The sequence below is a fragment of the Shewanella sp. SG44-6 genome, assembly GCF_014164185.1.
GTDB lineage: Bacteria > Pseudomonadota > Gammaproteobacteria > Enterobacterales > Shewanellaceae > Shewanella > Shewanella vesiculosa.
This window is the reverse complement of record NZ_JACJER010000070.1, coordinates 1-14712: the sequence shown is the minus strand read 5'-3', so window position 1 is coordinate 14712 and position 14712 is coordinate 1. Positions and strand designations below refer to the sequence as shown.

At 42.1% G+C, this 14712-nt stretch carries 12 protein-coding genes; 7 read left to right on the top strand and 5 right to left on the bottom strand.

Annotated elements, in window-relative coordinates; translation table 11 throughout:
• Positions 1-258: 258 nt before the first annotated feature.
• From H5185_RS13500 to H5185_RS13490, 3 genes are all read right to left on the bottom strand, one after another.
• Positions 259-510, bottom strand: coding sequence for a superinfection immunity protein (locus H5185_RS13500; RefSeq protein WP_182742360.1), 252 nt, complete (start codon positions 508-510; stop codon positions 259-261).
• 315 nt (positions 511-825) lie between these two features.
• Complete coding sequence (locus H5185_RS13495) at positions 826-1692, bottom strand: cobalamin-binding protein (protein WP_182742359.1); 867 nt, start codon at positions 1690-1692, stop codon at positions 826-828.
• A gap of 72 nt (positions 1693-1764) precedes the next feature.
• Positions 1765-2802, bottom strand: coding sequence for a DUF2235 domain-containing protein (locus tag H5185_RS13490; RefSeq protein ID WP_182742358.1), 1038 nt, complete (start codon positions 2800-2802; stop codon positions 1765-1767).
• 121 nt (positions 2803-2923) lie between these two features.
• On the opposite strand from H5185_RS13490, the gene H5185_RS13485 reads away from it, so the two are divergent.
• The 3 genes from H5185_RS13485 (at position 2924) to H5185_RS13475 (ending at position 5811) form a co-directional block, all read left to right on the top strand.
• Positions 2924-3466, top strand: coding sequence for a hydrolase (locus tag H5185_RS13485; protein WP_182742357.1), 543 nt, complete (start codon positions 2924-2926; stop codon positions 3464-3466).
• A gap of 60 nt (positions 3467-3526) precedes the next feature.
• A complete protein-coding gene (locus tag H5185_RS13480; protein WP_182742356.1) occupies positions 3527-4558 on the top strand; it encodes a sulfotransferase in 1032 nt (343 codons plus the stop codon).
• Positions 4559-4656: 98 nt separating this feature from the next.
• A complete protein-coding gene (locus tag H5185_RS13475) occupies positions 4657-5811 on the top strand; it encodes an aspartyl/asparaginyl beta-hydroxylase domain-containing protein (protein ID WP_182742355.1) in 1155 nt (384 codons plus the stop codon).
• A gap of 125 nt (positions 5812-5936) precedes the next feature.
• Here the strand turns inward: H5185_RS13475 and H5185_RS13470 are convergent, their stop codons facing one another.
• Positions 5937-7511, bottom strand: a complete 1575-nt coding sequence (locus tag H5185_RS13470) for a tetratricopeptide repeat-containing sulfotransferase family protein (protein WP_259396220.1) — start codon at positions 7509-7511, stop codon at positions 5937-5939.
• Positions 7512-7747: 236 nt separating this feature from the next.
• On the opposite strand from H5185_RS13470, the gene H5185_RS13465 reads away from it, so the two are divergent.
• The 4 genes from H5185_RS13465 to H5185_RS13450 all read left to right on the top strand — a co-directional run bounded on the left by H5185_RS13465 (position 7748) and on the right by H5185_RS13450 (position 12399).
• Entirely contained in the window at positions 7748-9079 is a 1332-nt protein-coding gene (locus H5185_RS13465) for an AarF/ABC1/UbiB kinase family protein (RefSeq protein ID WP_124015618.1), read from the top strand.
• A 58-nt stretch (positions 9080-9137) separates the two neighbouring features.
• Positions 9138-9917, top strand: coding sequence for a DIM/SIM/IMP family subclass B1 metallo-beta-lactamase (blaDIM, locus tag H5185_RS13460; RefSeq protein WP_182697810.1), 780 nt, complete (start codon positions 9138-9140; stop codon positions 9915-9917).
• A gap of 84 nt (positions 9918-10001) precedes the next feature.
• Entirely contained in the window at positions 10002-10385 is a 384-nt protein-coding gene (locus tag H5185_RS13455; RefSeq protein WP_182742354.1) for a VOC family protein, read from the top strand.
• Between the two features lie 289 nt (positions 10386-10674).
• Positions 10675-12399 (top strand): pseudouridine synthase, encoded by a 1725-nt coding sequence (locus tag H5185_RS13450; protein WP_182742353.1) that lies wholly within the window; start codon positions 10675-10677, stop codon positions 12397-12399.
• A 101-nt stretch (positions 12400-12500) separates the two neighbouring features.
• Here the strand turns inward: H5185_RS13450 and H5185_RS13445 are convergent, their stop codons facing one another.
• Positions 12501-14393, bottom strand: coding sequence for a methyl-accepting chemotaxis protein (locus tag H5185_RS13445; protein WP_182742352.1), 1893 nt, complete (start codon positions 14391-14393; stop codon positions 12501-12503).
• Positions 14394-14712 lie beyond the last annotated feature (319 nt).

Genomic DNA, 14712 nt, shown 5'->3' with positions numbered 1-14712 from the left:
GCGTTAGCATTTTCGAATAAGTCCGAAGACGGTTACAAATGAAGTTAAAAGCAGGATAAATCCCCATGGCGACCTTTTCGCTGCTGTTGTTTAGTAAATAGCGAAAATGTTGCGGGGCGGCTGGGCTAATTCATTTATAAAGAGTAAAGAGGGAATAGCCGTTGATTTCCTCTTGGTCTGGTGTGGGCGAAGCGCCACGACGTTAGTAACCATAAGCCATAAAAACTAACTCAGCCATTCTTAACGCGCTTACTATTTTTAAGTTTTTTCTTTGATTTTGTTAGCATATTTACCAAAGACTTTACCCGTTGTAGCCCACACCATAACACCACCCCAAGCGATAAAAGAAAGACCTGCTGGGATACAAGCTAACAAAATATATTTAAAATGTTTTCTATTAAAGATTAACGAAAGAAGTGCTGGGAGAAACCAAAGAATAAGTCCTCCTATAACTAACGCCGCCATAAACATAGAATTGTCGCTAGCCAATATTTTATCAATAAAATCCATTTACTTAATCCTTTTTAAATCGATAAGTTTTACTCGTGTTTAAACATAACGCAGCGTAGAAAAATCGTCCTATGCCAGTTTTATTAGATCTTTTTCCATGCCCCATTTACACTGAACTAACACCAGCATAAACAACAATTTAGTAACATTACATTAGTCATTGCAGAATATGCAACTAAAACAGCAACAAGACCTTATTAGCCGCAGGCCATAGAAAGAACAGTAAATCAAACAAAAAAGCTGGATCCCGGCTCACAATCATTACCGAGATGACGAGATAAGAAATCGACTATGCCGCCGCGACGGAATAAAGTCTTACTTTCTTACTTTATCCAACGCACCGCAAACTGCATTAATGCCTAAAATAGCCCTTGGGGTAGCCCGATGAAGTAAATCGGCATCAAACTGATATATATGGTGATTTTTTACTGCGGGTAGCTCAGGCCAGTCAGACCAATTGATACCTAAAATATTGCCTTCATCCTGGCTTTGTAAGATAACTTCAGCGTCGGTTAGTAACACATTTTCAATGCTAATTTGTGGGTATTCACTTGCTGCGTCAAAAAATACATTATCACCATGGCAGACCTCAATCAGATTTTGGATCCAACTGCCTTTAGCAACTGTCATCAGCGGCGTTGACCATAATTGATAGAACACTTTAACGGCCGGCTTAGTTTGATTTTGCAGGGTAATATCAGCTAATTGCTGACGATAATCATCTGCCACTTGTTTGGCTTTAGCGCTATGGCCGGTTAACTTGCCGAGCAGCTCAAGATCTGTCGCGATGTCGGCTAAGTGTTTAGGGTCGCTATTAAACAGGGTAAAACCTAAATCGCGTAACTGTTTAATGTCCTCCATTTTGTTGCCACTTTGCCACACCACAATTAAATCAGGGTTGAGCTCAATCACTCGCTCGATTTGAATACCATAATAGCCACCAATACTGGGGATATCTTTAGCCGCTTCAGGGAAATCAGCATAATCTGTGGTCGCCACAATCGACTCACCAGCGCCAATAGCAAATAGCATTTCAACCCCATGGGGCGATAAAGCAATAATCCGTTTAGCCGGCGGCTTATCTTGTAAATCATCTGTGGCCGTCGATGCTGCCGCGGGTAAAACAAGTGATACAGACGATAGTCCTATCACTGTGATGAGCAATAACAATACACGTAGCAAAATACTTTCCTTAATCGAAATGGTTTTTAATGGTGATGATTAACACGAGCAATTGAATGATGTTTTTACCGTTTATTGCACCAGCTTATCGGGCCAACCATGCTTATCGATGTAATCGACTAAATTTTTCGGCCGATAATTGCTGTCATTCAACCAGCGTGTTTTAACCGACTGATGTAATAATATTGGCACTAACTCTGGGTCTAGCGCTCGTATAAAGCGTTTTTTAACTCGATAAAAACTACGATATGAATCTTGAATATCCGCCATTGGATTAGGCAATAACGCATCGGCTAAATGTAACTCCACCGTCAAATTAGCCGTTCGCGCTTGGCTTATCATCCACTGTAACGCAATATCAGATAAGGTACTGCCGTCGTCATTAGGTGCAACACTACCACCAATATTACTATGGGCACCGATAAACCAAACCTGTTGTATGTCTATGCTGGTTCGAGGGGCCCAAATGGTTGGCTCAAAATCGCTGCGATGTTCATCTAGTGCAAGTGCATGACGAGCCACTTTGACATTACGGCCTAATTTTGCATCATAAAACTCATCTTTGTCTTCAAACAAACCGAGAAACGACAGCGGGATCCCCATAGCACCGACAGTATCCCACACGCCAACAAAGGCCACTTCACGTGAAGGATGTGAATGTTGCTGACGAAACTGCACCGAGCGCTCACCATCTGGGGAAAAAGGTTGAGTTTTCATTTTATAGTGGTCAAACGCTTGTTGAATAAGCTTTGCATCTGGGCGAGTAACAATACCGCAATTATTAATCAGGCCACATAAACAGCGAACGGTATAAGCGCCACGGCTAAAACCGAATAGATAAATGTCATCACCAGGCGAGTAGTTTTGTACGATATAGCGATAAGCATCCATAATATTTTTATGCAGCCCACGACCAGTTGCGCCGCCGATAACAGAATCATAATACGAGCCGATTCCCCAATCGTAAAACACCTGCTGTGGCACACCGTCATCCGCAATGGGTTTGATAGCCCTAGCAAGCTTAAGCACATTAGTGGCGTGATCTTTTTCAAGATCCTTTTCTGGCCGATTCCAGGTACCATCGGCACAAATAACAATACGTTTTTTCATATCAATCCTTGACACCCAGCATGAACAATAGATGAAGCATAATAGACTAAATGCCTATTTTCACCATCGGAAAAATAACCAATACTCGAAAGTTCACTTAAGTCGATTCGAGTAACTGACCATGATAACAGCAGAACAAAGTGTATTAATGATTGTAGACGTACAAGGCAAACTAGCCCAAGTTATGCAGCAATCAGCTCAACTACACCAAAAACTTGCAGTATTAATTCAAGGTGCACAACTATTTGATATTCCTATTATTTGGTTAGAACAATTACCCGATAAATTAGGTCCCACCAGCGAAGAGATCGCACAATTATTAACAAAAACAAGCAACCCCATCGCTAAAGAGCACTTTAGTGCTTGGCATTGTGACGAAGTAAAACAACAACTCAAAAGATTAAACCGTAATAAGGTTATCCTTGCGGGTATTGAAACCCACGTGTGCGTTTATCAAACCTGTAAAGACTTACTGGACAACGACTATCAAGTGCACCTTGTTGCCGATGCGGTTTCTTCAAGGGGGACAGACAACAAAGTGCTTGGAGTACAAATGATGCTTAATGATGGCGCCCAACTGACCAATGTTGAATCATTACTGTTTGAACTTCAACATGTCGCCCAAGGTGAACGCTTTAAGGCATTACTTAAATTGATAAAGTAGCCATAAGTTATCAGTATGGGTATGATGTTAAAATAATTATAACAATAACATCATACCGCTATGCACCTATTTGATCGGCCCATCATTATTTTATCTGCGCCCCGCTCAGGCAGCACTTTGTTGTTCGAGGTGTTATCAAAAAGCCAGTCAATATTCACTATTGGTGGTGAAAGCCATGCGCTGATAGAAACTATCCCCAAGTTGAATATTGCCTACCGTAAATTTAGTTCTAATGCCTTAAGTGAGCAGGATATTGATGATGATTTACGACAGTTGTTATTACAACGCTTTAGCGATGCACTTCAAGATAGCCAGGGCAATAAGCTCGAAAGTGATAGCGATAAGAGTATTCGTTTTTTAGAAAAAACCCCCAAGAATAGTTTGCGGGTAGATTTTTTTAATGCGCTATTTCCTGATGCGTTATTTATCTATCTCGTCAGAGAACCCAAAGAAAATATCAGCAGTATTATGCAAGCTTGGCGCTCGAATAAGTTTGTCACTTATCCTAATTTACCGGGATGGGATAAACATAACTGGTCGCTACTGCTTCCAGAAAAATGGCAACAGCTTAATCGCCAGTCGTTAGCGTCCATTGCCGCATTTCAATGGCAAGCCGCTAATGAAGCGATTATGGATTCATTGCAAAAGATCGACAGCAATCGCTGGTGCATGGTGTCTTACGATCAATTAATTGCAGACCCTGCGAAAACCGTTAAGCAACTCTGTCAATTTACCGCTACAGATTTCGACCCAGCCTTAGCGCAATTATGCAGCAAGCCATTAGCGCATTCTCGCTACACTATATCGACCCCAAAACCAGATAAGTGGCTCGAAAATTACCATGATATTGCCAAAATTTGGTCAAGTACTTGTACAACACTGAACAAAATCAATCATCATTTACGCCAGCGCGGCCATCCAATATATGACACTCAATGGCAGCAACACGACATTGCTAAGCCTGTAGCACAGGCTCCGGAACCCACAAAGCAAGGGTTAGCTCAGCCAAACGATCAAAATGTGTCTCGCAACAGTCCCTGCCCTTGTGGTTCGGGCAAACGATTTAAGCAATGTCATGGTCAATTACATTAGCCAAAAAGCGCCAGCATTTGTAAATAGCCAGCAGAACGGGTAAAAATACCTGTGTAGAAAATCATAACGGTAAGCGCCGCATTACAGAGAGCCCAATAATGAAGTTACCTCATGAGTTTTATCAATTACCTTTCAGCTTTGATGTCGGTCAATTAACCAAAGAAATCGAGCAATTTACCGGATCAGACTGGGTCACTCATCATGAAGGTTTTCAGGGTAATTCGGCCATTCCGTTAATCTCGGTCAATGGCGAGTTTAACAATGACTTTAAAGGGCCAATGCAGCCCACTGCGGCGTTAGAAAAAAGCCCTTACATCAAACAAATACTCGCTTCATTTGGTGAGGTACTCAGTCGTTCGAGATTAATGCGCTTAGCACCCGGTGCACAAGTGCCACTGCATTCAGACATTAACTACCATTGGTATAAACGCGTTCGAGTGCATATTCCGATTACCACCACCGAACAAGTGCAGTTTTTTTGTCATGATAAACAAGTGCATATGGGCGCCGGTGAGTGTTGGATTTTCGACTCGTGGAAGCTTCACAAAGTAGAGAACAACAGCGACCAATATCGCGTTCATTTAGTGGTTGATTTGGCAGGGTCAAGTCAATTTTGGCGAACGGTATTTAAGCACTCACGTTCAATCGCAGATGATCAATCAACAGCATTAAACAGTCAATTCGTCGGTTTTAACCCAGACTTAGCAGCAAGCTTGATCACAGAGCAATTTAACGCCCCCATTATCATGCCTGTGGCAGAGGTTGAATACTTAACCAATGAGTTGTTAGCTGAGGTCAAACACAATCCTGATAATAGGCTTGCAGAAGTGAATGCATTTTCGTTATTGATAGCTGAGTATGTTGCCGATTGGCGCATGTTGTGGCTGCAATATGAGTGCACTAAAGCCGGTTGGCCGCATTATCATGCGCTACGTGAACAAACCATGATAAAAGCACTACAATGCGCTAAATCACTGCAACTGACCCATTCTGGTTCAGCGGTTAAAGCGTTCGAACAATTGGTTATCGTGGCGTGTATGAATGTTGAACTTAGTGAGCCATTGGCAACGCGTAAACAAGCTATTGCTTCACCAAAAACCTCTCAAGTAAGAGCTAATTCAGCGCCAAAAACAGCGGTAACCAAATCCAGCGATCCGATGATTGAATCTATGATTGCACCGCCATCACGCAATAGCCCTTGCCCTTGCGGCAGTGGCGAGCGCTATAAAGCATGTCACGGTAAGATGAGTTAATAAGACGAAGATCTGCTTAGGTTTGTCTGAAAAGTTACAGAAATGGCGCCCTTAGGCGCCATTTCTATAGCATCAACCAAACGATGGTGTTTTAGCTTGTGGCAATGCCTTACCCCAAGTTCAGATTAACCAAAAAATTGTTGTGCGGCTTTTTTCGTAATGGCATCCAACTCGGCTATTTGCTCAGGTATAAAAGCTTGATACTTGTCTGCCTGACCAATTGCCTTAGGATTCATAGGCTGCCTAACTTGGCTGGCGCTGGGCGTTAACACCGCACGCTCAGACTCATAAAAGGTAAAACATTGCGCTTGAGTCGTTAACTCACAGTAATCCAATATGCGTTGAATTTGTGACTCTGGCTCACGCACTAATTGCTCAAAACAAACATGTAAAATCTCATTAGGGTACAACCTATCCCAATGTTGCATGATGTCTAAATAATGTTGCCAGTAACTTGAAATACCCGCAAACGAATACGAATAGTCATGGCCAAAACTGAAAAACTGCTTAAATACACTCAAGCCATTGTCGACTGTATTACGTACCACATTGATGATTTTTGCTTGAGGAAATAAGGTTTTAATTAGCCCTATGTGTAAAAAGTTATTTGGGTTTTTATCGATTACATACGTTGGTGCATCGCTAAAGTAATGATTCACCTCGGCTAAATAACGTTGGCGGAATTGATCAATATGGCTAGCTGAAAGCTGACTTAATCTAGCCTGATAACCACCCGACATATCCATTTGCAGCGCAAAGCGTTCCATAAACGGTAACTCATCGGTAGCGCCAACATCGCTATGGCACGCCAAAATTTGCTCGACTAAAGTGGTACCAGAACGAGGCATACCAACGATAAAAATCGGTGTTTGGCTAGCCGCTGGCGAGCGATTAATATGTGGCGATGGTGTATGCCCAAGTAGCGACAACACAATACTGGCAAACTGGGTTTGTTTAAACGGTCGGTGAAGCGCCATGATTTGATTGGCTAATAACATCGACTCACACGCTTTTTCTATTTGCTGTGTTTGCTCGTAGGCTTTACACAAAGCAAAATACACCAGCGCTTGATTTTGTTTGCTTAACGACTCATCGGTTACAAAACCTTGTAATAAGCTCAAATCATCAGTGCTGAAACGATACTGCTTTAAATCAGCCAAACTCCAGTAGCCGACCCCCACTTGCGTTGGGCTTAATTGAATATATTGCTGATAAAAATTGGCTGCTTTTTCTGTATCGCCTTTGGCTTTATAGATATGACCCAAATTAAGCTGCACAGCGGGTTCAGCAAAATCATTTGCCACACACCATTGAAAACATTGTTCCGCTAAGGTCATATCGCCAACTTTAGTCGCGACCAGTCCCAGTTTATAACGGCATTTTGCGTCCTGTGGTAACAAATTAATTAACTGTTCTAAATAAGCTTTAGATAAGAAAAAGTCTTGTTTTACTTCAGCTATTGTCAGAAGCCCCATTAATACTGATACCACATTCGGTTTAATGGATGCCGCACTGATAAAATAGCTCTCTGCTTGTGCATATTGTTGTTGCTGTAAATGAATATGACCTAGTATCGCTAAGGCTCCGACGTGTTTATCATCGCGCTTAACCACTTTACGAGCATACATTCTGGCCGACGAATAATTTTTTGATTGAAACAGCGATTCCGCTTGGCTCAAATATTGGTCAATAATACTCAAACGAGGGTCCTTTTTATTATAATTAATCCACTATTGTCGACTAAATCTAAGCTCAATCACTTGCCTTAATCACTTAGTTCAATCAGTTCTGTTTCAGTAGAATAGCATAAATATCATCAGAATCTTGAGGCAACAAACAGTGCCTAAAACCAACCTGAATTAGTGAACGAAATAATTAACTGAAGCGTACAATGACCATATAGATTTCCCCGTTCACCCGACAAGAGTGAGTTTTGATGAAAAATAATGAAGCCAAAGTACCAACCAGCCGTCTATCTCGATTATCAAAAATGGGTGGGCTGGCTTCACGTTTAGCGGGTAACGTGCTGCTTGAAGGCGCCAAACAATTTAGCCAAGGTAAGTCGCCATCAATGCAGCAACTGATGATGACCCCCAAAAATATTGGCCATGTGGCCGATAAACTGTCGCAACTACGCGGCGCGGCCATGAAAGTGGGCCAAATGTTGTCAATGGATGCTGGAGACTTAGTGCCTCCTGAATTGGCAGAAATATTGGCTAAGCTGCGCTCTGACGCTAAGGCCATGCCACACAAACAATTAACCCAGTTATTAGTTGAGCATTGGGGCAGCGATTGGATTGCACCGTTTGCCCAATTTGAATTACGCCCTTTTGCTGCGGCATCGATCGGCCAAGTACATTTAGCCTATTTAGATACCGGCGAAAAACTGGCGATAAAAATTCAATACCCAGGTATTCGAGACAGCATCGACAGCGATATCGACAACGTGGCCAGCTTATTAAAAGTCTCGCGGTTAATTCCCGCTAACGTAAAACTCGATACCTTACTCGCTGAAGCAAAAGTGCAGTTGCACAACGAAGCGGACTATCACTTTGAAGCTGAGCAAGTTGCACTTTATCAGCAACAACTGGGCGATAACCCTCACTTCATCGTGCCTAAAGTTTACCCAAAATTGAGTAACAACAGCATTTTATGTATGCAATTTGTTGAAGGCGTGGCGATTGAGTCATTAACCGAATCATCACAAGCAGTGCGCGACCAAATCGCGACGTTACTAATGGAATTGTGCTTTAAAGAGCTATTTGAGTTTAAATTGCTCCAGTCAGATCCTAATTTTGCCAATTTTCAGTACCAAGCAGACACTCAAAAAATCGTCCTATTTGACTTTGGCGCCACCCGCACCATTAGCGACACATTATCGCAAGGTTATCTGCAACTGATGCAAGGTGCGATTGTTGATGATAAACAACAAATGACACAAGCAGCACAACAGATCGGCTTTTTTCAAGACGCCATCGACCCACAACAGAAACAGCTAATTATTGATATTTTCTACCAAGCTTGCGAACCACTGCGCTTTGATGGTGAATACGATTTTGCTCAAAGCAGTTTAGCTAAACGTATCACTCAGGCAGGTAAAGCCATGAGCACCCAACAAGATGAATGGCATACCCCACCTACTGATGCCATTTTTATTCATCGTAAATTAGCAGGTATGTATTTACTCGCGGCAAAGCTAAAAGCCAAAGTAAACGTCGCTAAATTATTTTCTGTTTATCAAACTCAAATCGGTAAAAAAAATGTGTAACATATCTACTTAATCTTTATTTTACTCGCCATTTACCATGGCATATATGGACATAGTTATGATTAACCTTACCTTTCACCGCTCATGGCGCATCATGGGCGTAGTTGCATTAATGCTCTGCTTACCCAGTTATGGCCATGAAGCAGAAAAAACAACAAACCAAACCGTAAAACCTAGCCTTGAAGGCCAACTGACTGTATCAAAACTTGCTGATGGAGTGTATTTACATCACTCCTATATGAATGTCAGCAATTTCGGCTTAGTCGAAGCGAACGGCCTTGTTGTGGTTGAAGATAAACAGGCCTATATTATCGATACGCCTTGGACCGACAGCGATACGGCAAAGCTTCTTGACTGGATTGCCCAGCAAGGATTTACCCCAGTTGCCAGTATTTCAACTCATTCCCATCAAGATCGTGCTGGCGGTATCGGTTACCTTAACAGCCAAGGTATTGCGACCACAGTATCTGAAACAACCCAGAAGATTTTAGCTAAAAATGCTAAACCTATCGCTAAAAACACCTTTGGCGGCACACAATACATAATGAAAACGGATTTAGTTGAAGTATATGATCTTGGTGCCGGACATACCGAAGATAACCTTGTGGTATGGCTACCCGCACAAAAAATATTATTTGGCGGATGTTTAATCAAATCGCTGAATTCAAGCGTATTGGGTTATACAGCCGAAGCAGACATGCAAGCTTGGCCATTAACGGTTGCCAAGGTACAAGCCCAATTCCCTCAGGTGAAAATGGTAGTACCCGGTCATGGAAAGGTTGGGGATAAAGCATTGCTGACCCACACCATCGCATTACTGAACAACTTAAGCATTTAACATCAAAAAGATAAATCTATTGCGTCGATATGCGATAGCTTATTAACCATTGAGTTCAATTGAACTCGCACAAGGAGAGTTACCATGTTTAGTCACGTTATGATCGGCGTTAATGATATTGATACATCAAAAAAATTCTATGATGCGATTTTAGGTGCATTAGGCCATGCTCCAGGACAAATTGATCCTAAAGGTCGTTGTGTATACATGACAAAGACGGGGATTTTCATACTCACTAAACCGATTAACGGTGAGCCAGCATGCCATGGTAATGGCACAACAATTGGTTTTACTGCAGAAACACCAGCGTTAGCAGATGCATGGCATGAGGCCGGTTTAGTCAATGGTGGCACCGCGTGTGAAGATGCGCCGGGTATTCGACCTGGCCCTGCATTTGATTTATACCTTGCTTACCTTCGCGATCCAGATGGTAACAAGATGTGCGCCTTACACAGAGTGGCAAAGTAATCGTCGCTAAGCATTAACCACTATATGGGTGACGTGATTGTACTTCGCCCATTTTTATTTAAATATCAGTGTAAATATCAATTAGCTGACTAATTAATCGATTCAAATACAATCAAAATCCGAAGCTAACATGCCAATATTTATTAGCAACGGTTTTTTATGGTTACTCCCTTGTGCTCTCTTTTACAGCTAAAATAATTCCATTCCATATACCTCGAACACTTATAGATGCACCAAACAGTACAACAAGGTAAAATAACGGCCCTTTGGTGTAGTGAGTGTGTTTTTGATGTCTGTTAACGACCCGTGTTTTATTCCTTTCAATGATGCAATGGCTTTCAATAACACGCTTGCTGAACAAGGGTTACCTGACTCTTTCACCTTCCCGTTTTATTATCAACCTCATCCAATATGTTTACTGGCTGCAAAGCAGTTGCAGCAGGAGTTACTTGAGGCGAATCCTTGGGGACATAATTTTGGCTTAGACAGCGAAAATGATCGCGGCATGGTGATTGGTAAAATGTTTGGTGTATTAGTGGTTAAGAATGCACACGGGCAACTTGGTTTTTTAGCGGCTTTTTCGGGTAAGTTAGCCGACAACAATATCTTGCCGCCGTTTGTACCACCAGTGTTTGATATGCTGACCCAAGACAGTTTCTTTAGCGCTGAAAATAAACAGATTAACCACATTAATCTGTCGATTAGTCAGCAAGAAGCAAATCCATTGCTGGCAACATTAACCGCGACGTTAGTTGCGCAACAACACCAAGCGGAAAGTGAACTAGAGCAGCAACGTAACGCAATAGTTGAAGGCCGCAAGCTGCGTAAGCTACAACGTGAGCAAGCAGATGATGCATTAGCGCAAGCAAGCATCAGTGACGATACCCATAGAACATTGTCTATCGAGTTAAGCCGTCAAAGTGTGCAGCAAAAGCATCAGCTAAATGCGTTAAAGCAACAGTGGCAGACTCAAGTTGAAGCCACTAAAGTGGCATTAGATACGCTTCAATTGCAAATCAAACAGCTTAAACGTCAGCGCAAACAACTTTCAAATGGATTGCAAAAAAAGCTGTTTGCTCAATATCAGTTTTTAAATGTCTTAGGTGAAGCACGAGATTTAAACGATATTTTCAATGATGCACCTAATCATTTACCACCAGCAGGCGCAGGCGAATGTGCGGCACCTAAGTTACTGCAATACGCGTTTACACATCAATTTACTCCAATTGCGATGGCAGAGTTTTGGTGGGGATCATCGCCAAAATCTGAGATAAAACAGCATAAAAACTACTACCCGGCTTGTCACGGAAAATGCCGACCTATTCTGACTCACATGCTAAAAGGCATGCAAGTTGATGACGATCCACTGTTGATTAATCCGGGTAAAGATCAGCACATTGATATTATTTATCAAGATGATGCGATGGTGATTATTAACAAGCCTGCTGAATTGTTATCGGTACCGGGTAAAAATATCACCGACTCGGTGTTTAGTCGTATGCAGCAGCTATTTCCCACTGCGACAGGGCCGCTGATTGTTCATCGCTTAGACATGTCGACCTCAGGCCTAATGGTGATTGCACTCACCAAAGAAGCTAACAAAGCTCTACAACAGCAGTTTATTCAACGCAGCGTCACTAAACGTTATATCGCGCTAATTGAGGGTGTACCAAGTCAAGATGAGGGCGATATTAGTTTGCCATTGCGGGTGGACTTGGACGATCGTCCGAAGCAGTTAGTGTGTTATGAGCATGGCAAACATGCCGAGACGCATTGGCAAGTTTATCAACGTCAAAGACAGCGCACTTTAGTGTATTTGTACCCTAAAACCGGGCGAACCCATCAATTACGCATGCATTGTGCCCATCACGATGGTTTGCATATGCCAATAGTCGGTGATGATTTATACGGCATCGCCACCAACCGTTTGCATTTACACGCCCAATATTTAGCGCTTACTCATCCGCTGACTGGCGAAGATATGGTGTTTGAAACGAAAGCCGATTTTGAATAATCATCATATGAAAATAGAGACAACATCAGTAAAAGTATCTAAAGACACTTTTACTGATCGACTCGAACACACTGAGTATTAAGTGATTGGTTGCTTTAATACTACAACTTAAAGCTACTGACCTCTTGTTGTAGTGATGCAGCTAAATGAGCCAATTTCTGTGCTTGTGTCATTGAGGTTTTCGCTTCAATTGACAAGTTTTCCGATACTTCGCGAATAGATTCCGTATTACGGTTTATCTCACTTGTCACTGAGGTTTGTTCTTCTGCTGCCGTGGCAATTTGACTCGCCATATCTGAAATCTCATTAATCGCTTTAGTGATCTGCAATAAACTCTCACTAGCCGAATTAGCATCCGATACGCTGGTTTCAGCCATTTCACGGCTTTGTGTCATTGACTTAACAGCTTTTTCCGCCGTTTTTTGTAGGGTCTCAATTGTAGCTTGAATTTCTTGAGTCGATGAATGAGTACGTTGTGATAACACTCGAACTTCATCAGCCACTACAGCAAAACCTCGGCCTTGTTCTCCCGCACGAGCGGCTTCAATCGCAGCATTCAATGCCAATAAATTAGTTTGCTCGGAGATCCCGCTAATGGTTAACAGAATACTGTTAATTTTCTGTGAGTGTTCATTCAAGTCACCAATAATCTGCCCTGCTGTACTCACTTCTTTGGCTAGACTTCGTATTGATGCTTGGCTTTGCATTACCTGTTTTTGACCGTGGGTTGAAAGCTCTACCGCATCTTGTGCTATGTGTGCTGTATGTTCGGCATTGCTGGCAATCTCTTCGGTAGCACTGGCCATTTCAGTTACGGCTGTGGCTACCATAGTCACTTCATCTTGCTGAATGACAATACGATCGCTATTTTTAACCGCTGATGCACTGCTATCTGTCGCTTGATATTCCAATTGGCCTGCAATTTTATGCATCCGAGAAATCATCCCGTGAATACGTTCAGCAAATTGATTAAAACCAGACGCTAAGCGACCTATTTCATCGTGACTGTTGGCGGTTTCAATACGCACGGTTAAATCACCTTCTCCTTCGGCAATATCGTTTAGAGCTTGGGCAACACGTTCAAGATCTTTAAATTGAATTTTAAAAATAACGGTAAGCATTAATCCGAAAAGAATAAGTAAAGTCGCCCCTATCGCAGACATCCACCAAGCGAGAACGGTAGCCGGTGACATAATTTGTTGCTTATCCATTACGAAAATTAATGCCCACTCTGTCGAAGGGATTGCCGCAACATACATAAGCTTAGTTGTACCATCGAGCTCACGCTCTTCAATACTGTTGGCTTTGGACCTTTGTGCTAACCAACTATTAGTGAATTGTTCATCGACACTACTGAGTTGTTTATTATTCAATTGACTATGTGGATGGCTGATAATCAGTCCGGTATAGTCAACCATTACAGCGTAACCATCACCCGGAACGTCTAAGCTCTGGACGGCATCGGTTAACTGAACAATGGTTAAGTTAGCGGCGGTAACACCAAACAATTTGCCATTAGCCATCACAGGTGCAGCAATCGTCACAACTTGCTTCTGTAGAGTAGTACTAATATAAGGCGCTGTCATAATCATACTGCCTGCGGCCTTCGCATCTATATACCAAGGCCTTACTCTTGGATCATAACCTGCGGTATTTAATGCAGGATCTTGACGGTACATGTTGCCTTGCTCGTCACCAAAATAAGTTAATGCAAAGCCCACAGCGTTGTGAGCTTGGAGTAAAAAAGGCGTGATATTAACAGTTGGGTCAGCTTCAATGGTTTGTTTCAGGCTGGTGATGGCCTGCTTTCTATCTTGCATCCATTCGCCAATTCCTTGAGTAAAGGTCACTGCTAGTTGGTCTATTTCATCTTGGGTGTTGGTTAATGCATTATTTCTAATAACATAACTAGATATGCTCACCAACACCACGATAGTGATCAGTACTGCAAAAAGACTGCTAAGAAGCAGACGTGTTTTTAGTGTCGATTGCATGAGCTCTTCCTTTATAATCCAAAGTTTTCCAGTAATACGACTTTATATCGGCAGCAAATGTCAAAACATGCGATCGTAAAACACTAAAAAAATTAATCGTTGATTCGGATTTTACTCTTGGCCAGGACAATCATTGATTTAGCTGTCAATCATTAGGCATCACAACTTAACCTTAAACACATTCTGCTGCATATACGCATTCCATCATGACCCAATAGAGCACTCTAATGATGAGTCATTTAAAATCTGAGTATAGCTGAACCCAAAAGATAACAATATGTTAACAATTTGATTTGTATCATACTCCCTAGTTAATAAT

Bases quoted from the DNA above. Each gene is read 5' to 3' on its own strand.
- H5185_RS13500 (WP_182742360.1), bottom strand. From the start codon at position 510: ATGGATTTTATTGATAAAATATTGGCTAGCGACAATTCTATGTTTATG.
- H5185_RS13450 (WP_182742353.1), top strand. From the start codon at position 10,675: ATGTCTGTTAACGACCCGTGTTTTATTCCTTTCAATGATGCAATGGCT.
- H5185_RS13480 (WP_182742356.1), top strand. From the start codon at position 3,527: ATGCACCTATTTGATCGGCCCATCATTATTTTATCTGCGCCCCGCTCA.
- H5185_RS13465 (WP_124015618.1), top strand. From the start codon at position 7,748: ATGAAAAATAATGAAGCCAAAGTACCAACCAGCCGTCTATCTCGATTA.
- H5185_RS13475 (WP_182742355.1), top strand. From the start codon at position 4,657: ATGAAGTTACCTCATGAGTTTTATCAATTACCTTTCAGCTTTGATGTC.
- blaDIM (WP_182697810.1), top strand. From the start codon at position 9,138: ATGATTAACCTTACCTTTCACCGCTCATGGCGCATCATGGGCGTAGTT.
- H5185_RS13445 (WP_182742352.1), bottom strand. From the start codon at position 14,393: ATGCAATCGACACTAAAAACACGTCTGCTTCTTAGCAGTCTTTTTGCA.
- H5185_RS13455 (WP_182742354.1), top strand. From the start codon at position 10,002: ATGTTTAGTCACGTTATGATCGGCGTTAATGATATTGATACATCAAAA.
- H5185_RS13485 (WP_182742357.1), top strand. From the start codon at position 2,924: ATGATAACAGCAGAACAAAGTGTATTAATGATTGTAGACGTACAAGGC.
- H5185_RS13490 (WP_182742358.1), bottom strand. From the start codon at position 2,802: ATGAAAAAACGTATTGTTATTTGTGCCGATGGTACCTGGAATCGGCCA.